The 18,972-nt window shown below is 57.1% G+C and carries 16 protein-coding genes; 8 read left to right on the top strand and 8 right to left on the bottom strand.

Going from position 1 to position 18,972, the window contains the following annotated elements; all coding sequences use genetic code 11:
- The first annotated feature begins 274 nt into the window (after positions 1-274).
- The gene (locus tag AC5DB9_RS01650; RefSeq protein WP_272994518.1) at positions 275-3,895 is read left to right on the top strand and encodes a PAS domain-containing protein; all 3,621 of its coding nucleotides are present in this window, start codon (positions 275-277) and stop codon (positions 3,893-3,895) included.
- 46 nt (positions 3,896-3,941) lie between these two features.
- On the opposite strand, the gene AC5DB9_RS01645 is transcribed toward AC5DB9_RS01650, so the two are convergent.
- On the bottom strand, positions 3,942-4,355 hold the full coding sequence (locus AC5DB9_RS01645; protein WP_272994516.1) for a DUF6491 family protein: 414 nt from the start codon (positions 4,353-4,355) through the stop codon (positions 3,942-3,944).
- Between the two features lie 62 nt (positions 4,356-4,417).
- Complete coding sequence (locus AC5DB9_RS01640) at positions 4,418-5,665, bottom strand: cytochrome P450 (RefSeq protein ID WP_272994515.1); 1,248 nt, start codon at positions 5,663-5,665, stop codon at positions 4,418-4,420.
- Positions 5,666-5,858: 193 nt separating this feature from the next.
- Here AC5DB9_RS01640 and AC5DB9_RS01635 point away from each other — a divergent pair, with 193 nt between their 5' ends.
- Positions 5,859-7,049: a class I SAM-dependent rRNA methyltransferase gene (locus AC5DB9_RS01635; RefSeq protein ID WP_272994514.1), complete on the top strand. Its 1,191-nt coding sequence runs from the start codon at positions 5,859-5,861 to the stop codon at positions 7,047-7,049.
- Positions 7,050-7,207: 158 nt separating this feature from the next.
- Entirely contained in the window at positions 7,208-9,307 is a 2,100-nt protein-coding gene (locus AC5DB9_RS01630; protein ID WP_272994513.1) for a TonB-dependent receptor, read from the top strand.
- A gap of 13 nt (positions 9,308-9,320) precedes the next feature.
- Here AC5DB9_RS01630 and AC5DB9_RS01625 read toward each other — a convergent pair whose 3' ends face one another.
- Both AC5DB9_RS01625 and arsS read right to left on the bottom strand, forming a co-directional pair.
- Positions 9,321-10,358, bottom strand: coding sequence for an NADP(H)-dependent aldo-keto reductase (locus tag AC5DB9_RS01625; protein ID WP_272994512.1), 1,038 nt, complete (start codon positions 10,356-10,358; stop codon positions 9,321-9,323).
- A 53-nt stretch (positions 10,359-10,411) separates the two neighbouring features.
- Positions 10,412-11,362 carry an arsenosugar biosynthesis radical SAM (seleno)protein ArsS gene (gene arsS, locus AC5DB9_RS01620; RefSeq protein WP_272994510.1) on the bottom strand — a complete coding sequence of 317 codons (951 nt, stop codon included), beginning with the start codon at positions 11,360-11,362 and terminating at the stop codon, positions 10,412-10,414.
- Between the two features lie 221 nt (positions 11,363-11,583).
- On the opposite strand from arsS, the gene purE reads away from it, so the two are divergent.
- On the top strand, positions 11,584-12,075 hold the full coding sequence (purE, locus tag AC5DB9_RS01615) for a 5-(carboxyamino)imidazole ribonucleotide mutase (protein WP_022959260.1): 492 nt from the start codon (positions 11,584-11,586) through the stop codon (positions 12,073-12,075).
- Complete coding sequence (gene purK, locus AC5DB9_RS01610; protein WP_272994506.1) at positions 12,075-13,139, top strand: 5-(carboxyamino)imidazole ribonucleotide synthase; 1,065 nt, start codon at positions 12,075-12,077, stop codon at positions 13,137-13,139. Before purE ends, purK begins: the two co-directional genes overlap by 1 nt.
- 10 nt (positions 13,140-13,149) lie before the next feature.
- Here purK and AC5DB9_RS01605 read toward each other — a convergent pair whose 3' ends face one another.
- On the bottom strand, positions 13,150-13,995 hold the full coding sequence (locus AC5DB9_RS01605) for a LysR family transcriptional regulator (RefSeq protein WP_272994505.1): 846 nt from the start codon (positions 13,993-13,995) through the stop codon (positions 13,150-13,152).
- 114 nt (positions 13,996-14,109) lie between these two features.
- On the opposite strand from AC5DB9_RS01605, the gene AC5DB9_RS01600 reads away from it, so the two are divergent.
- On the top strand, positions 14,110-14,889 hold the full coding sequence (locus AC5DB9_RS01600; RefSeq protein WP_272994503.1) for an HPP family protein: 780 nt from the start codon (positions 14,110-14,112) through the stop codon (positions 14,887-14,889).
- Here AC5DB9_RS01600 and AC5DB9_RS01595 read toward each other — a convergent pair.
- Entirely contained in the window at positions 14,840-15,730 is an 891-nt protein-coding gene (locus tag AC5DB9_RS01595; RefSeq protein WP_272994501.1) for a LysR family transcriptional regulator, read from the bottom strand. The two genes, AC5DB9_RS01600 and AC5DB9_RS01595, sit on opposite strands and share 50 nt — an antisense overlap.
- A 123-nt stretch (positions 15,731-15,853) precedes the next feature.
- On the opposite strand from AC5DB9_RS01595, the gene AC5DB9_RS01590 reads away from it, so the two are divergent.
- Together AC5DB9_RS01590 and fghA are read left to right on the top strand one after the other, a co-directional pair.
- Positions 15,854-16,960, top strand: coding sequence for an S-(hydroxymethyl)glutathione dehydrogenase/class III alcohol dehydrogenase (locus tag AC5DB9_RS01590; RefSeq protein WP_022959255.1), 1,107 nt, complete (start codon positions 15,854-15,856; stop codon positions 16,958-16,960).
- 22 nt (positions 16,961-16,982) lie between these two features.
- Positions 16,983-17,822: an S-formylglutathione hydrolase gene (gene fghA / locus AC5DB9_RS01585; protein WP_022959254.1), complete on the top strand. Its 840-nt coding sequence runs from the start codon at positions 16,983-16,985 to the stop codon at positions 17,820-17,822.
- 36 nt (positions 17,823-17,858) lie between these two features.
- Here fghA and trmB read toward each other — a convergent pair whose 3' ends face one another.
- Entirely contained in the window at positions 17,859-18,554 is a 696-nt protein-coding gene (gene trmB / locus AC5DB9_RS01580; RefSeq protein ID WP_272994498.1) for a tRNA (guanosine(46)-N7)-methyltransferase TrmB, read from the bottom strand.
- Positions 18,551-18,919 (bottom strand): DUF423 domain-containing protein, encoded by a 369-nt coding sequence (locus AC5DB9_RS01575; protein ID WP_022959252.1) that lies wholly within the window; start codon positions 18,917-18,919, stop codon positions 18,551-18,553. The genes trmB and AC5DB9_RS01575 overlap by 4 nt, the downstream gene beginning before the upstream one ends.
- Positions 18,920-18,972 lie beyond the last annotated feature (53 nt).

The following is an 18,972-nucleotide window of genomic DNA, read 5'->3' as shown; positions in this document are numbered from 1 at the left end:
GACCGTCCTTTCCGCTCTGCTGAAGGCGCGTGTCATTGTTAGACCCGAGAAGGCGCCATCTACCCCGTTACTGCGGACTCAGCAATGGCTGTGCTAGTCCAGCAATTCAGTGACATAGGGGCTTTTCCGAATGCACGATAGGCAGTTACTGCCGTCACACTTAAACAGCGGATTTTTGTGTACCAATTATGGAGCAGGCCCCAATGGCTTATTCGATAAGGAGCTATAGAGCTAAACAATACGCGCTCAGATCAACAAACATGAATCACTCTCAATGATACCTGCCAAGCTTCCCTACGATGAAGATCAGCGGCTGCTGGCACTTCTCGAAACGCAATTGCTGGACTCAGAGCCAGAAGAGCGTTTCGACAGATTGACGCGTATGGCGAAAACCATTTTCGATGTCCCCTACGTACTCATCTCCCTGATTGATTGCGACCGCCAATGGTTCAAATCAAATCAAGGACTTGATGCCAAAGAAACTGAGCGCGCTATCAGTTTTTGCGGCCACGCTATACTAAGCGATACGGTGTTGGAAATTGAAAATGCATTGGAAGATGAACGCTTCCACGACAATCCGCTGGTTACGAATGCCCCGAACATCCGTTTTTATGCAGGCGCCCCCATCTATGCCAATGCAGAATATCGCATCGGCACGCTCTGCCTTATTGATGACCATCCCCGCCGACTCAGCGAAAAAGAGAAAGCCCTTTTGGTCGACTTAGCCTCCTGCGTCAGCAACGAGGTCAGTAGCCAATCCGAGCGCTTGTTAAGAGAAGAACGCGAGATTTTTTCCAGCGGCCCGGTATTCTCCTTACTCCGATCTCCCGACGCCTCGCGGTCGGTTCACTACGCTTCTAGCAACGCCCATGAGATTCTCGGTTACACCACCGATCAACTCTGTGGCAAAAAATTCAGTTTCAACGCAATTATTCACCCCGATGATTTGCCACGCATGATGTCCGAAAGTAATCATCATATTGAAAACGGCATTAATAGCTTTGCCCTAAGCTATCGAGTGCGTTTAGCAAGCGGTTGCTATCGCTGGCTTTATGATTTTTCCCGTGTTCTGAGAGACCGAAACGGAAAGCCTCACGGCATTCGAAGCTACCTATTTGATCAGACAGCTCAACGCGATAGCGAATCGGCGCTGTATCGTGAGCAACAGCGCCTTAGTGACATTATTGAGGGGACTCGCATCGGCACTTGGGAGTGGAATGTGCAAACCGGCGAAACAGCATTCAATGAACGTTGGGCCGAGATCGTTGGCTACACGCTGGACGAGCTGCACCCCATTAGCATTCAAACGTGGCTTGACCTTGCTCATCCCGATGATTTGAAAGCCTCTGAGAGATATTTGCAAGCCTGTTTTAACAAGGAAGCCGAGTACTACGATATTGAAGCGCGAATGCGCCATAAAGATGGCCACTGGGTGTGGGTCCATGATCGAGGGAAAGTGGTTTCGTGGACGGAAGACGGCCAGCCGTTAACCATGTCGGGCACTCACGCAGATATCACCGAAAAAAAACTGGCCGAGCAATCTATAGAAGAGTACGCGGCATTTCAGGCCTTGATTTTTGAAAATTTCCCTGCCTATATTTTCGTCAAAGACCGGGAGTTGCGCATTGTTGCTGCCAATGAACAGTTTTTGAATATCTATCCCGAAGAACATCGAAATTCTATTATAGGCACAACAACTGTCGAGGAATTCGACGAACAGGAGGCAGCGGAATTCCTGGCTGAAGACCGAAAAGCCCTTGCCACTGGATATTCTGAGGTTGAAGAAACCTTGAGCTTCCCTGATGGGATTCGCAGAACACTACTGACAAAAAAAATCCGCTTTGAGAAAGCAAACGGCGAACCCTACCTACTTGGCGTAGCGATAGACATTAGCAAACGCATCGAGGAAGAAAAGCAGAAGCAGGCATTGAGTGACCGCTTAAGTTTGGCAACTCGCGCCGCGAAAATTGGAATCTGGTCGTGGGATATCGAGAATCATCTCTTTGACTGGGATTCTCAAATGTACCGTCTCTACGGGGTAAGCCCCAGTAACTTCACGACCGATTATGAATCCTGGCGCTCACTCATTCACCCTGACGATGTCGCCCCCACGGAGTCATTGATTAAGTTGGCGATCAAAGGCACTACGGGATTTGATACCAGCTTTCGCATTATTCGTCCCGACAACAGCATTGTACATATTCAAACCTCCGCCTACGTAGAACGCGACGACGTGGGCAAAGCACTGCGAATGATCGGCACGAACTGGGATATTACTGAACAAAAAGCGGCGGAGCAGCATCAGAAAGACGCACGGGTGGCCGCCGAGGAAGCCGCACGGATGAAGAGCGATTTTCTTGCCAATATGAGCCACGAAATCCGCACTCCGATAAATGGCATCTTAGGCATGATATACCTAGCCGCCAAATCATCCCACGAACCTGAGCAACAGCGTCATCTTCGCCTTGCAGAAGACAGCGCCACATCGCTACTGGGCATTATTAATGACATTTTGGATTTCTCAAAAATTGAAGCCGGCCACTTGGGGATCGAGTCCATTGAGTTCGACCTCCGGCGCCTACTCAGTGACCTCGCCACTACGCAAGCCCTAGCTGCGCAGGAGAAAGGGTTAGAGCTATGTTTGGATACCGCGTCAATCGCACATGACAAGCTGATCGGCGACCCTTTGCGGATTCAGCAAGTACTAAACAACCTCATTAACAACGCCGTAAAGTTCACTCAAAAAGGCAGCGTTCGCATTGTGGCAGAGACGCAACAAAGCGACGCGGGCAGCATAATGTTCCGTTGCAACATTCGGGACACGGGCATTGGCCTATCACCACAAACCAGCGCAAAGCTCTTTCAGCCATTCACGCAAGCCGACAGTTCAACAACGCGGCAGTATGGCGGCACTGGCCTGGGCTTGTCGATTGTTAAACGCCTGTGCAATGCCATGGGCGGAGAGATAAACGTGACGAGTGAAGAAGGAGTCGGTAGCGAGTTTGTGTTCCAACTACCATTAGAGCTGCCTAAAGACGTTAGCACTCAAAAAAGTACCTCGCCCCAACATGCGGTGGCAATCGCAATTATTGAAATTGACTCAGCATTCGAGAAAGCTCTCGAAGGTTTACTTGAGAAACCTTTATATGCATTACGACGTTTCACTAGCCTTGACGATGCAAGCGATGGGCTCGAGCAGGGATACCGCCCAGACATTTTTTTTGTCGATCAACGCATAGTCAACAATGAATCAGCGCGGACGCAGTCCAAGCTCAGGCAGCTGAAATACTCAAATTGCCAGCTCGTACTGTTTTCGCCACACACAGAAGTAACTGAGCAGAGTGGTTCTCTCGACGCACTGTTCGACGAAAAGCTTCCCCTGCCAACCACTGTAGAAGCACTGGAGGCTGTCATCAGTCGACACCGCCTAATGGTGTCAGAGGGGACGATGGCCGATGCAACTAGTCGCCCTGCCTCCGCCGCTGTACCAACGCCGATGCAGTCTGCTATCGGCAAGCGGATTATGGTCATCGAAGACAATTTCATCAATCGCGAGGTGACCGGAACGCTTCTCCGCGACGCAGGCTATGATGTCGCCACTGCTGACAATGGCCGTATTGCTCTCGAGTTGTTAATAACCAGTGAGCCCAACGACGCATTCGATCTGCTATTAATGGACTGCCAAATGCCAGAAATGGACGGCTACGAAGCCAGCGAAGCAATTCGTACAGGGTATGCAGGAGAACACTACCGAGACATTCCCATTGTGGCTCTGACCGCTGACGTAGTAGATAGCACTGAGGAAAAATGTAGAGCCGCAGGAATGAACAGTTATCTAAGCAAGCCCATCCATGAAAAAAAGCTGCTGCAAGAATTGCTTAATTTTTTCTCCTAATGCATTCCGCTCACCATAACTACTTTACACGCCTACTTGGCAATATCTAACAACGGGTAGTCGCGCTACAGCTTTCAGCTTTTACACGCTCAAGTTGGTGCAGACTTTCAATCGGGCATTTCCTCGGTCCGATGGAGGTTTTAACCACGAGCTGATCAAAGGGCGTGACATCATCGGTCGTTGTGGTAAACCCAATGTGTTCGGCGCCACGAAGATCCGTGCAGTCCATAGTCAACGTCACCAGATAATTGTCGCGAGGTCCCGCGCCAAAAATCACGTGTCGATCGTCTACATAATTCCAGCCATTGATGCGGTAGTTCTTGATACGCTCAACTCGCTCGGCCACCGCGTAGCCGCGTTTACTCAGAATATCCTCAGTAGTCTGCTCTGGAGACGAGGCGCAGGCTGCCAGCAGCAGGCCTGCGCTCAACGCCGCTATCATTACCATTCGCTGTTTCATTACCATGCTCTCCTGCTTGCTCTACTCGTTTCGAGTCAGCATTCGCGCAGCGGTTCCCCACGTCACTCCTCCGGGTCAAAGCGAATAGGCATCGCTTTTATGGTGTTGATGAAGAAGGAGCGCATGTAGCGTACCTCGCCAGCAAATTCGGGATTGCGCAACCGGGGAATCAACTCCTCAAAAATCACCTTCAGCTCCATTCGCGCCAGGTTCATCCCCAAGCAGAAGTGCTCGCCAATACCGAAGGAGCGAATCTCCCGCCGCATGCTCGGCATGCGCTTGGCACGGTGAATATCAAAGCGCAGCGCATCATCGCCAAACACGTCTTCATCATGGTTGACCGCGTGATAGTGCAGCACCACCTTGTCGCCTTTCTTGATGTGATGCCCATTCCACTCAACATCCTGCGTGGCCGTGCGACGCATGGCGATAAATGCGGTGTTGTAGCGCAACATTTCTTCGATGGCGTCGGGAATATCTTCCGGGTGGTCGACCAAATGCTGCAGTTGGTCAGGATGCTCAATCAGCAGTCGCATACCGTGAGAGGTCGCCGTGCGCGTGCTTTCATTGCCGCCCACCATAATCAGGATGAACATCCAGGCAAACATTTCTTCGGTAACTGGCTCACCATCCACCTCGCCATTGAGCAGCGCCTGCACCACCGGACTGGTGGGGTTCTCGCGCTGCTTGGCAGCCAGTTCCGCCGCGTAGGCAATCACCTCGAAGCTGGCGGCATTGGCCTCGTCGCGCGTCGTTGCCACATCGGGATCATCGGCGAAGGTCATGGTATTGGTCCAGTCGAAGAACTGCTTTCTGTCTTCCTGCGGCACACCCAGCAATTCGAGAATCGCCATCAGCGGCAGCTCGGCGGCGACCTCTTCCACAAATTCGCAGCGTCCTTTTTTCGCCACACGATCAACAATCTGACGCGCCCCCTTTCTCAACCAGCTCTCCATATCCGCCACCGCCTTAGGCGTGAAGGCGTCACGAAGGATCTTGCGATACTTCATATGCTTGGGCGGATCCATGGCAATGATGATGTTCTCCTGCATCACCGCCTGAATCTCAACTTCCTCTGGCGGCACTTCCATCGGAAAGGCTCCCTTGAGATTGGAGGAAAACAATTCAGGATGCTGAGATACAAAATCCAGCGCATCGCGTTTAACCACCGCCCAACAGGGCACACCGTTCTCCGGGTCGTCCATGTAAACCATCGAACCCTGCTGACGGACTTTTGCCAGCTCCTCATAGGGCATACCGCCGACATAGGCATCCAAACTCAACAGATTAACGTGGGGACACTGACTCATAACGCTCTCCTCGACATGGGCCTAATCGGGCCATTATTGTTTTTTTAGTGGTCGTAAATCGTGGATATATCACCCTCACAAGCTAGCAGAGACACTCTGCCCCAGCGAGTTCATTTCGGGTCAGGCCACTGGTCGAAGCGGCAACATTCATCGATAATGCGCCCCTTCACGTCCCCTCCTGCGAGCACCGACCATGACCCTGGCTACCCTGCGATTGAACAAGAACGAAGAACGCCGCCTGCGGGGAGGACACCTGTGGATTTACAGCAACGAGGTGGATAAACAGGCCAGCCCGCTGAAGAGTTTCGAACCCGGACAGCAAGTGCTGGTGGAGTCGTCTCAGGGAAAGCCGCTGGGCGTCGCGTATGTGAATCCCCAGTCCCTGATCTGCGCGCGACTGTTGAGTCAGGGGCAAACACCGTTCGCTCAGCGCGATATCGAACAACGACTTCAGCAGGCGCTTGCCTTGCGAGAACAGCTTTTCGAGCACCCTTGCTATCGGCTCGTCTACGGGGAAAGCGATCTGCTTCCCGGCCTGGTCGTCGACCGCTTCGGCGATCATCTGTCGGTTCAATTCAATACGGCGGGAATGGAAGCGCTGCGTGAGCCCGTGCTGGCAGCGCTGGAAACACTGCTTGCTCCCGCCTCCATCCTGCTGCGCAACGACGCCTCGGTTCGCCAGTTGGAAGGCCTGCCCAGTGAGGTGGAGTGCGTGCTCGGTCAGTCGCCGGAGGATGTTGAGCTGGTAGAAAACGGCGTTCGCTTTGTGGCGCCGCTGGCCAGCGGCCAGAAGACCGGCTGGTTCTACGACCAGCGCCCCAACCGCGCCTGGCTGCGGGATATTGTCAAAGGCAAACGTGTACTGGACGTGTTCAGCTATGTGGGCAGCTTCGGCGTACAGGCGGGCGCCTTTGGCGCCAGCGAAGTCTGGTGTAATGATGCCTCTGAACTGGCGCTGGAAAAGGCCCACGAAAACGCTGCGCTGAACGGTATCAGCGACCGTTTTAACACGCTGCACGGCGATGCCTTCGCGGCACTGCGCCAGCTCAAGGAAGACGGTCAGCGCTTCGATGTGATTGTGGTTGATCCTCCCGCCTTTATAAAACGCAAGAAAGATCAGAAAGAAGGCATTCAGGCCTATCGCCGTATCAACGAGCTGGCGATGCGGCTGCTTGAGCCCGGCGGCTACCTGCTGTCGGGCTCCTGTTCGATGCATATGCCAAGAGAGGAACTGCTGGATATCGTTCGCGCGGCATCGAGACATATCGACCGCCACGCCCAGATTTTAGCGGAGGGCATGCAAGGCGCTGATCACCCCGTGCATCCCGCCATTCCCGAAACGCGGTATCTGAAAGCGGTGCTCAGTCGAATCTGTCGCGCCTAGTCACACGCAGCGGAAGACGGTTTTCCGCTGCAATCTACCCAATTCCTCCCATTAAAAACGCGAGTATCGACGTTTAAGCAACGGCCGCTATTTAAACCGTTACTGAGATTGCTTATTATTTGCGCCTTCACTACAAAAACCGACTCTCAGGACACCCCATGCCGCATCGCCCCTACCGCCTCAGTGCCGCCGTACTCGCTGCCAGCCTAAGCCAGCTCGGCCTTGCCGCAACGCCAACCAAGCTGGAAGAAATCCGCGTAACCGGCGAACCGATGCAACGCAGCAGCCTGGAAACCATTTCCAGCATCAGCATTGTGAGCGAGCAGGAGATTGAGGCGCGCAATATTCGCGATCTGTACGACCTGCTGCTGCGCACACCCAATGTGAACGCCGCCAAGGAAGACAAATTCTCGGTGCGCGGCATTTCCAACGAGGGTATCGGCCCCGGCGGTGCCGGACGACCGACCGTCAGCGTATTTATCGATGGTGCCCGTGCGCCGGGCCGGGGTGTAGGTAACACCTGGGATGTGGAGCAAGTGGAATTCTACCGTGGCCCGCAGTCAACAGCTTTCGGCCCCGGCTCACTGGCAGGGGCAATCTTCATCAATACCCGCGATCCCGGCGACGAGCTTAACGGACACGTCAAAGCCGGTGTCTCCAACTACGGTGGACAAGAAGCGGGCATTGCGGTTGGCGGTGCACTGGGTGGCGGCTTTTCGGCGCGCTACGCCGGCGAGACAAACCACAGCGATGGCGAAGTCACCAATACCACGCTCAACGATGACGAGTGGCAGGCCCGCACGCGGTATCTGCAACGCGCCAAACTGGGCTGGAGCAACGACCGCTATCAGGCCATGCTGAATGTGCAATCCACCAAGCTCCGCGAAGGCAATGAGTACATTCCGCCCGCCACCGCAGAGCAGCGTATCTCTACCGATAATGTTGATGGGTATTACCTCGACGACACCTTGCTGGTCAGCCTGAATCAACAGCTGCAAATCGGAGAAACCAGCCGCCTGGAGTGGATTCTTAGCCACTCCGACAGCTACAACCGCCGCAAGGGTGACTACGACGTTTCCGCCGACGATAACGGCTTTTTCGTTAACACCACCGACGCAACAAACAATGCTGCAGAGCTGCGCTTCCATATCGACCGCCCCGGATTGCGGGCCGTGGTTGGCGCTTACTATGCCGAAGACACGCTGGATGGCAGTTCGCGTACTGAAGGGCTGATTTACTCGATAAGTGGCCTTCAGGTGCGCGCCTTCGCCGATCTGCTGGCCAAGCGGGAAGCGGAAACGCAGGCGCTTTACGCTGAAGCAGACATCGACCTCAGCCAGTCGCTGACCTTGACGCTTGGCGCGCGCTATGAGGAAAACGACGCCGATAATCGCAGCGCCTTTATTGTTGACGAGGCCTACCCGGTCGACCCGATCACCGGCACAACGCTGCCCACCAATGTTGGCCCCGTACTGGCAGCGGTGCTGGACAGCGACGCAACCGCCCCCAACGGCGACGAGGTATGGTTGCCCAAACTCGCGCTCAGCTATCAGATTACCGATGTTTTCAGCGCTTTTATTACCCACAGCTACGGTTACCGTGCGGGCTCAGTGGATTTCGTCAGTGATGGACAGTCGCCCACTTACGGCCCCGAGTACACCAAGAACTGGGATCTCGGTCTGAAATATCAGGGCGAGCGCTGGTATGTTCAGGGCAGCTTGTTCCGTGTGGATTACGACGATATGCAGATTGGTGTACGCGTGGATGCCTCCACCTTCCGCACCGACAACGCCGGTGAAGCGCGTGCTCAGGGGATAGAACTGGAGTTCCGTGGCGAGCTGCTGGCCGGGCTGAGCCTGTTTGGCGGCGTCGGCTATACCGACACGGAATTTGTCGACTATATCGATGAAGAGGAAAGTTTTAACGGCAAGCACTTCCCCAATGCACCCCGCCTGACCGCCACGCTGGGATTGAATTACCAACACAACAGCGGCCTGTTTGCCGACCTGAGCTGGTCGCGCAGTGAAAACAGCTTCACCGACCGAGAGAATACGCCGACCCTGATGGCCGATGCCCGCGACCTGTTTTCCGCCCGACTGGGCTGGCAAAACGACAGTTGGCGCGCCGAGCTCTACGGCAAAAACCTGACGGATACCTTTTACGTCACCGACCGCTTCAACAACCCGTCATTGGGTATCGACGCCGTCTTTGTCGGTGACCCGAAAGAATACGGCGCCCGACTCAGCTACCGTTTCTGATCGCACACACTGATCATGGCGCGGGATTAGGATACGCCGTATGCACAGCCTCGATATCGCTTAGCACCGCCTCGCTCAGCGCCAGACCGGCGCTGTCGATATTGCTCTTGAGCTGAGTCAGGCTGGTCGCGCCGATAATATTGCTGGTCACAAATGGCTGGCGATTGATAAAGGCCAGCGACATCTGCGCAAAGTCCAAACCGTGCTTTTCGGCCACTTGCGCATAGGCCTCGGCGGCCGCGACAGCCTGGGGGTTGTTATAGCGCTGAAAACGATCGAACAGCGTCAGGCGTGCCCCCGCCGGTCGCGCCCCGTCACGGTACTTGCCCGCCAACACTCCGAAGGCCAGCGGGGAATAGGCCAGCAAGCCCACCCGCTCTCGCATCGCCATTTCCGCCAAACCCACTTCAAAACTGCGGTTAAGCAGATTGTAGGGGTTCTGAATACTCACCACCCTCGGCAGCGCATAGCGGTCAGCCAGCCTCAGGAAGTTCATCACGCCCCAGGGGGTCTCATTGCTCAGGCCGACCGTTTTAATCTGTCCGGCCGCCACCAGATCTGCCAACGTCGCCAGCAGCTCATGCTGGTTGGCGAGTACATCGTGACTGTCTTCGCTGTATTGATAGCCAAGCTTGCCGAAAAAATTCGTTTCGCGATTGGGCCAATGAATCTGATAGAGGTCGAGATAATCGGTTTGCAGACGCGCCAGACTGCCTTCAAACGCGGCGAGCAGGCTGTCACGCGTCAGCCCGGCTGCCTGTCGAATATGTTCGTGCCCCGGCCCCGTCGCTTTGCTGGCCAGCACAATATCATCGCGCTTGCCACGCTGGCGCAGCCAGTGGCCGATGTACTGCTCGGTACGGCCCTGTGTCTCGGCGACGGGTGGCACCGGATACATCTCAGCAGTGTCGAAAAAATTGACGCCACGAGACCGCGCATAATCCATTTGCGCAAACGCTTCGTCCCGGTTGTTCTGCTCACCCCAGGTCATGGTCCCCAGGCAAATTTCGCTGACCTCGATCGTCGAGTCGCCCAGCAATCGATAACGCATAATTCTTCCCTGTTTTGATCGTAAAGGTTTGGCCGCACGCTGTCGGGACACCCCTACAACGCACCTCCGCAACTGCTGCCCTGCCCGGCCGTGCAGCCAAAACAGTGCCCCGCAACTCGAATTGGCTGCTCATCCAAACTGTCCGTGAGCAAATCGCGCAGATGCCGACGTGAACCGGGAACCGCCAAGCCCAACTGCTGATTGAAATCACAGTCATAAAGGTAGCCCTGCCAATCCACACTGACCAGGCTGCGACACATCACTGAGTGCAGGTTGTCCTCACTGTAGCTGTCCCTGAGCAACTGCAGATAATCACCGAACTGCCCACGGGAAATCAGCGTAGACCCAAAACGCTGAATCGGCATATTCGCCAGCGCAAACAACTGATTGAAGACAATCCCGAAGTGCGCCTGTAACTCCCGACGGTAATCGGCCTCGAGCGCTTGCTGCTGGGGCGGCAGTGACGGCCCCTGCGGGTTGTAGACCAGATTGAGCACCCGCCCCGATCCCGGCTCACCGTAACCCAGCGAATTCAGGGCTTGCAGTGCCGCGATACTTTTGTCGAAGACGCCCTCGCCACGCTGGGCATCGACATTATCCAGAGAATAGCAGGGCAGTGACGCAACCACGTCAACCTCCTGGTCAGCCAGGAACTCTGCCAGTCCCTCCTGCCCCGGCTCAAACAGAATCGTGAGGTTACAGCGGTCGATAACCTTCACCCCCATCGCGGTCGCCTCACTCACCAGATCGCGAAACCCGGGATGCAGCTCCGGGGCGCCACCCGTCAAATCCAGCTGGGCAATATTACGTGCGGCCAAAACCTTGGGGATCAGCGCAAGATGCTCCTCCGTCATCATCTCAGTTCGGGTCGGCCCGGCATTCACATGACAGTGAAGACAGCGCTGATTGCAGCGATAACCGAGGTTCACCTGCAGCGTTTCCAGTGCCCCCCGATTCAGCGACGGAAAGTCGATAAGCTCCAGTAATGGCAGAGTTTCGTGCATGATTCTCCCAGGCGATATGGCGGCGTTGAGTGCAGTGTTCCACATGCGTTTCGCGGATGACAGTACTGCGGTATACGCGCCACAATCCGATGCAGAGCCCGCCGGATCGACTCGCAACAGCCCAAGAAAGCCAAATCCGCTCAATAAACCACCAATTCAGGCGCGCAGCGGCGAAAAATTCCTTTATAATGCGCGGTTTTCACGCGACAGGACCAAAGCGAATGTCAGCAAAAGTCGCCCTGATCATGGGCTCTAAAAGCGATTGGGACACCATGCGCCCCGCCACCGAGATCATGACCGAACTGGGCGTGGAGCATCACGTAGAAGTGGTCTCTGCACACCGCACACCGGATAAACTGATGGCCTTTGCCGAGAGCGCTGTCGATAACGGCTATTCTGTCATTATCGCCGGCGCCGGTGGCGCCGCTCACCTGCCCGGCATGGTGGCCTCCAAAACCCGCCTGCCGGTGCTGGGCGTGCCAGTACAAAGTCGCGCATTGAATGGCATGGACAGCCTGCTGTCGATCGTGCAGATGCCCAAGGGGATCGCCGTGGGCACCCTGGCGATTGGCACGGCTGGCGCATTTAACGCCGGACTGCTGGCCTGCCAGATTCTGGCGACGCACGACACTGAACTCGCCGGACGCCTCGAGCACTTCCGCAAAACCCAGACCGACGCCGTGCTAGACAACCCGGATCCGCGGGAGGCCTGATGCAGACAGTTTGGGTACTGGGCGCCGGTCAACTGGGCGCCATGCTTCAACAGGCGGCCTACCCGCTGGCCCTGCGCGTGATTCCGCTCGACCCTGACGACCGCAATCTGCCGGAAATCGGTGATGGCGATCTGGTCACCGCGGAGCGCGAACAGTGGCCGGAAACCCCGATGACCACGCTGCTCAGCCAGCACCCCAACTTCGTCAACGCCGACGTATTCTGGCGCATCGCCGATCGCTTCCACCAGAAGTCGCTGCTCGACAGCCTTGGCGTTGCCACAGCCCCGTGGCGTGACGTGGAAGCCGAAACGGCATCCCGGGAACTTCACGATGCGCTGGGCGAAAAGGTCCTGCTGAAACGCCGCACCGGCGGCTACGACGGCAAAGGGCAATACTGGCTCGACTGTGTCCAGCCGGAGCCCGTACCCGAAGACTGGCGCGGCACGGCGATTGCCGAGCAGAAAATTCCGTTTATGGAAGAACTGTCGCTGGTCGGCGGGCGCGACCATGATGGAAAGAAAGTCTTCTATCCGCTCACCCTGAATCTGCACAGTGACGGCATTCTGATGGCGTCCGTCGCACCGCTCAGCCGCGTGAACCACCTGCAGGGCCAGGCGGAAGCCATGCTCGGCAAGATCATGGATGCCATGAGCTATGTTGGCGTGATGGCGATGGAATGCTTCCGCGTTGACGATACCCTGATCGTCAATGAGCTGGCACCGCGAGTGCACAACAGTGGCCACTGGACCCAGGCGGGCGCCTGCGTCAGCCAGTTTGAAATGCACCTGCGCGCCGTCGCCGGCCTGCCGCTGAAGGCCCCGGAAGTGCGTGGCCAGAGCGCGATGATTAACCTGATTGGCATGGAGCGGGAAACCCGCTGGCTGGAAGTGCCCGCCTGTCAGGTGTACTGGTACGGCAAAGAGGTGCGCCCCGGCCGCAAGCTCGGCCATATCAATATCAACCACCCGGAAACCGCTCCCCTTCACGAGGCGCTGACCGCGCTGCGCCCCTTGCTCCCCGAGCATTACGGCAAGGCCCTGGATTGGGTGGCCGAGGCGCTCTAAGCGCCTCGCGTCACAACTGCCACTGGGCGTCTTCGGCGGCCAGTTGGCGCAAACCTGCCAGCGCTTCATTGAGCAGTGGTCGATCATCCTCCCGGCGGTATTGCAGATATATCGGATAGCTGAACTGCGGCGCCCCCGCCACGGTATGTAATTCCCCGCTATGGAGATACGGCGCCACCACCCGTTGCCGAAAATAGCCCCGACCGCCCCCGTCGAGCATGGCACGCAACGCCAGCGGCCCCAGCGTGCAGTGACTGGCCCCCTCTCGCTCATGCGGCAGGCTGGCCTCAAACTGCTCGGCGAAGCCCGGCCCCCAATCCACCAGATACAGCGGCCCGTCGCGGTGTGGCGTTTCCACCAGCAACAGCGTTTCCTCCAGCAGCAGCTCCACCTGTAAGGCGCTGTGGTAACGGGGAAGATGGACCAATGCGGCATCGAGCTGCCGCTGTTGCACCGCCTCCCCCAAACGCTCCGCCTCGTCGACCCGCGCATCAAGACGGCAGGCAGATGGCTGCCGGTTCATCCAGGCCAGCCAGCGGCTGAGCAGCGGATTCCACAGACTGGTTTCCGCGCCTACCGCCAGTCGCGGTCGCTCAACATCCACGTCACGCAATGCTTGCTGCGCCTGCTCCCAATGGATCAGGAGCTGACGAGCATGCGGCGCAAAGCGCTCACCTTCCGGCGTCAGTCGGGCACCGCTGCGATTGCGCACAAACAGGCGACAGCCGAGCTGTTCTTCAAGGCTGTGGAGTCTGGCAGTCACGGCTGTTTGGCTGATATGCAGACGTTCGGCGGCGGCCAGCAGACTGCCGGCGCTCATGATTTCCAGAAAGGTTGAGAGCAGTGAGCGATCCATTTTTAATACACAAATAGTGAATTTAAATAACAAAAACATTCATTAAACAGAACTTAATAGCCAGCGTACACTGCGCCGCTCATCACCGCCATGCTGTATCCGGAGTTTCGACGCGTGTCCCGCCTTGCCCTGCTTCATCCCGTTGCCCGCTATCTGGGCGTTGAAACCAATAGCACCTCACATCTGGAAAAGTGGCTGTCGATTGTGGGCAGTGCCTTGGGGATCGGTCTGGCGAGCCTGATGAATCAATGGTTGCTGGGAGACCACTATTTAGCCTGGACGCTGGCGTCGATGGGCGCCTCCGCCGGATTGATCTTTGCCATCCCCGGCGGCGCGCTGTCACAGCCCTGGCCGGTACTGGCCGGACATCTGGCGGCGGGCGCTATCGGCGTGGCGAGTTACCGCTATCTGCCACTGGAATGGGCAGTGATTTCAGCCACCAGTCTGTCCGTTGGCGCGATGTACTACCTGCGCTGCCTGCATCCGCCCGGCATTGCCACGGCCGTGTTTGCCGTGATGGGCGGAGACGCGATCCACGCGCAGGGTTTTGCCCTGTTGCTCAATCCGGTCTTAATCAACGCCACCTTGCTGGTGCTGCTGGGCATGCTGTTCAACAGCGTCTTTCCCTGGCGGCGCTATCCGCGATATCACCAGGCGGAGAGCGCCCCACAGGCCGGTGTCGGCGAGCAGGATATTGCTGCGGCCATGAGCCGTCTCGATACCTTCGTCGACATGAGCCCGGAGGAGTTATTGCGCGTCTATCAACAGGCCGAGCAACTGGCGGCTCAGCGCCGAACGAGCGCCACGGTAGTGCGCTTCCCCAGACGGCGGCAGCCGACGGCGATCAATTCAGATAGTCAATCTGACGGAAACGCTCGCAGAGAAAGTCGATAAACAGACTGACTTTGGCAGACAGATGGCGGTTGTGAGGGTACACCGCCCACACCGCGGTATCGGTCGGTTGATAGTCGTTCATCACCGCCTGCAGCCGCCCAGCTTGCAGGTCGTCGTAGACGTAAAACTCCGGCAACTGTACCAGGCCCAGACCTCGCCGAGCCGCCGCCAACAGTGCGTGACCATTGTTGCTGCGCCAGCGGCCCTCTACTTTTAGCTCGCTGTGCTGGCCGTCGCGTTCGCGAAATCGCCAGGTCGCCAATGATCCCACCAGGCAGCTGTGATTGCGCAGGTCGCGCAGGTTTTGCGGTATGCCGTAACGATCGAAATAGTCCCGGCTGCCACAGATCAATAAGCGTCGCTCGGCGATTCGCCGGGCAATCAACGAGGAATCCCTCAGCGTACCCGCGCGAATCGCCAGGTCGTAGCCCTCCTCGACCAAATCCACATTGCGACTGCTGAAATCGATGTGCATGTTCAGCGCCGGATGCAGGTGCAAGAATTCCGCCGCCGCAGGTGCGACATAGCGCTCGCCAAAGGCCCCGGCAACGCTGATCCGCAGATTGCCGCGCGGGGTGTCCTGCTGCTCCATTACCGCCAGCTCGGTTTCCCGCATCTGGGCAAGAATGCTTTTGCAACGCAGGTAGTAGGCCTCACCGGTTTCCGTCAGCGCCAGCGACCGGGTGCTGCGAGTGAGCAACTGCACACCGAGCTGATTTTCCAGTGCACTCAAACGGCGACTGGCGTGGGATTTGGAAATACCCAGTTGACGTGCCGCCGCCGAAAAGCTGCCGCTATCGACCACCTGCACGAGAATTTCCACCGCATCCCAATGCTTCATCTATTCCTCTCTCAGCACGCCACTGTTGCACCACAGGAACAATGAGTTTACCAAATAACGGATTTTTCTTTGAGGGATACCAATTTAGACTGTGGCAAATTGATTCATTCGAGAGGATGCCCCATGAAAACACGTGCCGCAGTCGCCTTTGGTGCTGGTAAACCCCTGGAAGTGCTGGAAGTCGATCTGGAAGGCCCCCGCGCGGGCGAGGTCATGATTGAGCTTAAGGCCACCGGTATCTGTCACACCGACGCATTTACCCTGTCGGGCGACGACCCCGAAGGCGAATTTCCCACCATTCTCGGCCACGAAGGAGCGGGCATTGTGGTGGAAGTGGGCGCGGGCGTGACCTCAGTGAAGCCGGGTGACCACGTCATTCCCCTCTACACCCCCGAGTGTCGTCAGTGCGAATACTGCCTCAACCCCAAAACCAATCTCTGTCAGTCCATCCGTACGACACAGGGCCAGGGCCTGATGCCCGACGGCACCAGCCGTTTCTCGCTGGATGGCAAACCACTGAAACACTACATGGGCTGCTCAACCTTCTCTAACTACACCGTATTGCCGGAAATCGCCGTAGCCAAAATCCGCGAAGACGCGCCTTTCGACAAGGTCTGCTACATCGGCTGTGGCGTGACCACGGGTATTGGCGCTGTGGCTTTCGACGCCAAAGTAGAGCCCGGCAGCAACGTGGTGGTCTTCGGTCTGGGCGGCATCGGCCTGAACGTGATTCAGGGCGCCCGCATGGTCGGCGCCAACAAAATCATCGGCGTGGACCTGAACCCGGCCAAGGTTGAGCTGGCACGCAAATTCGGCATGACCGATTTCATTAACCCCCGCGATGTCGACAATGTCGTCGAAGCCATCGTGGACATGACCAACGGCGGAGCCGACTACAGCTTTGAGTGTATCGGCAATGTCACCACCATGCGCCAGGCACTCGAGTGCTGCCACAAAGGCTGGGGCGAGTCAGTGATTATCGGTGTAGCCGGTGCCGGGCAGGAAATTTCCACTCGCCCCTTCCAGCTGGTCACCGGTCGCGTATGGCGCGGCAGTGCCTTCGGCGGCGCCCGTGGTCGTACCGATGTCCCCAAAATCGTAGACTGGTACATGGACGGCAAGATCAATATCGATGACCTGATCACCCACACCATGCCACTGGAAGACATCAACAAAGGCTTCGACCTGATGCACGCCGGTGAAAGTATTCGTTCGGTCGTGTTGTACTGAGCCTAAACGAAGGGAGTGACCTATGGAGCAGATTGCCGAAAACAAATGCTTTGGCGGCCTGCAACGCCGCTACACTCATCAGAGCCGCAGTCTGAACTGCCTGATGCATTTCTCCGTGTTTCTGCCACCCCAGGCCGAACACGGCAAGGTGCCCGTGCTGTACTGGCTGTCGGGCCTGACCTGCAGCGACGAAAACTTTGTGCAGAAAGCGGGTGCCCAGCAGTTTGCGGCGCGCTACGGGGTGGCGATTGTCGCCCCGGATACCAGTCCTCGTGGAGAGGGTGTGCCCGACGACCCCGATGCGGCCTATGACTTCGGTCTGGGCGCTGGCTTCTACGTCAATGCCACACAGCAGCCCTGGGCCGGGCACTACCAGATGGAGAGCTATATCAGCGAAGAACTGCCGGAGCTGATCAACGCCCACTTCCCGGTAGATGCCGAGAAGAGCGGCCTGTTCGGACACTCCATGGGTGGCCACGGCGCGCTGACACTGGGGCTGAAATACCCCCAGCGCTTCCGCAGCCTGTCGGCCTTCGCGCCCATCAGTTCACCGATGCATTGCCCCTGGGGCGAGAAAGCACTAGGCAACTACCTGGGCGATGATCGCGAGACATGGAAGCAGGCGGATAGCTGTGAACTGCTGCAACAACACGGACAGCGAGCGCCGAAGATATTGGTGGATCAGGGCAGTGCCGACGCCTTCCTGTCGGAACAGCTCAAGCCGGAGCTATTACAGGCGGCTGCCACCGCCGGTGGCGCAGACCTGACCCTGCGCATGCAGCCCGGCTACGACCACAGCTATTTTTTCATTGCGAGCTTCATGGAAGACCACATTCGCTTCCACTGCGAGCAACTTGCCTGAACCTAGCCAAAACCCAGCAAAGTGACAGCGGCGGACTCAGTCCGCCGTTTTTTCAAACAACAAATCCCACACACCGTGACCCAGGCGCTCACCGCGCTTTTCAAACTTGGTCACCGGCCGGTAATCAGGCCTCGGCGCGAACGCCCCCTCGCCCTGTGTATTGCGAAACCCTTCTGCCCCGCTCATTACCAGCATCATATGCTCGGCGTAATTTTCCCAGTCGGTAGCCAAGTGAATGACCCCACCGGGTTTGAGTTTGCGACGCAGCAGCTGCACAAATTCCGGCTGCACCAAGCGGCGCTTGTGGTGGCGTTTTTTGTGCCAGGGGTCGGGGAAGTAAATCTGCACCCGGCTCAGGCTGTTATCGGCAATACATTGCTCCAGCACCTCAACCGCATCGTCGCAGTAGGCGCGCAGGTTTTCGATCCCCGATTCATCAATCAGATGCATCAGCCGGCCCACACCCGGGCTGTGCACCTCAACCCCGATAAAGTCTTTGTCGGGCTCAGCCGCCGCCATCTGCGCCAGCGAATCGCCCATACCAAAACCGATTTCCAGCACTACGGGCGCGTCGCGACCAAACACCTCGGGCAGCACGATGGCGTCGTTTTTCAGCTCCAGACCTTTGCTGGGCCAGTGCAGATCGTAGGCGCGCTTTTGACCTTCCGTCATCCGCCCGGTGCGCAGCACAAAGCTGCGGATGCGGCGCATTTTCTTCGCAGTCTCACTCATGACAGACTCCGGAAGCCGGTGTAGGCGAGGCAGGCCCAGCCAATCAGGAACAGCACACCACCGATGGGCGTAATCGCGCCCAGAATTTTAACGCCGCTAATCGCCAGTGCGTAGAGGCTGCCACTGAACACCACGATGCCCAGCCCAAACAACCAAACCGACGCACGCAGCGCTGCGCTCTGCACCCCCTGCTGCAACATCACCGCAACCAGCAACAGTGCCAGCGTGTGATAAAAGTGGTACTGTACTGCCGTTTCATACACCGCCATCATGTCGGCAGACAGACGCTGTTTCAGCCCATGGGCACCAAATGCGCCAAGCGCCACTGCAAGAAAACCGGAAATACCCGCCAAGAGAAAAGCCATAGAGATTGATACCCCTGTGAAAACTGGGCGTATTGTAAAGTGCCGGGCGTGCC

The organism is Spongiibacter sp., assembly GCF_984394615.1.
Note: the sequence above shows the minus strand (reverse complement) of the source record. Positions and strands in the feature narration are given on the sequence as shown.

Bases quoted from the DNA above. Each gene is read 5' to 3' on its own strand.
- AC5DB9_RS01650 (WP_272994518.1), top strand. From the start codon at position 275: ATGATACCTGCCAAGCTTCCCTACGATGAAGATCAGCGGCTGCTGGCA.
- AC5DB9_RS01645 (WP_272994516.1), bottom strand. From the start codon at position 4,355: ATGAAACAGCGAATGGTAATGATAGCGGCGTTGAGCGCAGGCCTGCTG.
- AC5DB9_RS01640 (WP_272994515.1), bottom strand. From the start codon at position 5,665: ATGAGTCAGTGTCCCCACGTTAATCTGTTGAGTTTGGATGCCTATGTC.
- AC5DB9_RS01635 (WP_272994514.1), top strand. From the start codon at position 5,859: ATGACCCTGGCTACCCTGCGATTGAACAAGAACGAAGAACGCCGCCTG.
- AC5DB9_RS01630 (WP_272994513.1), top strand. From the start codon at position 7,208: ATGCCGCATCGCCCCTACCGCCTCAGTGCCGCCGTACTCGCTGCCAGC.
- AC5DB9_RS01625 (WP_272994512.1), bottom strand. From the start codon at position 10,358: ATGCGTTATCGATTGCTGGGCGACTCGACGATCGAGGTCAGCGAAATT.
- arsS (WP_272994510.1), bottom strand. From the start codon at position 11,362: ATGCACGAAACTCTGCCATTACTGGAGCTTATCGACTTTCCGTCGCTG.
- purE (WP_022959260.1), top strand. From the start codon at position 11,584: ATGTCAGCAAAAGTCGCCCTGATCATGGGCTCTAAAAGCGATTGGGAC.
- purK (WP_272994506.1), top strand. From the start codon at position 12,075: ATGCAGACAGTTTGGGTACTGGGCGCCGGTCAACTGGGCGCCATGCTT.
- AC5DB9_RS01605 (WP_272994505.1), bottom strand. From the start codon at position 13,995: ATGGATCGCTCACTGCTCTCAACCTTTCTGGAAATCATGAGCGCCGGC.
- AC5DB9_RS01595 (WP_272994501.1), bottom strand. From the start codon at position 15,730: ATGAAGCATTGGGATGCGGTGGAAATTCTCGTGCAGGTGGTCGATAGC.
- AC5DB9_RS01590 (WP_022959255.1), top strand. From the start codon at position 15,854: ATGAAAACACGTGCCGCAGTCGCCTTTGGTGCTGGTAAACCCCTGGAA.
- fghA (WP_022959254.1), top strand. From the start codon at position 16,983: ATGGAGCAGATTGCCGAAAACAAATGCTTTGGCGGCCTGCAACGCCGC.
- trmB (WP_272994498.1), bottom strand. From the start codon at position 18,554: ATGAGTGAGACTGCGAAGAAAATGCGCCGCATCCGCAGCTTTGTGCTG.
- AC5DB9_RS01575 (WP_022959252.1), bottom strand. From the start codon at position 18,919: ATGGCTTTTCTCTTGGCGGGTATTTCCGGTTTTCTTGCAGTGGCGCTT.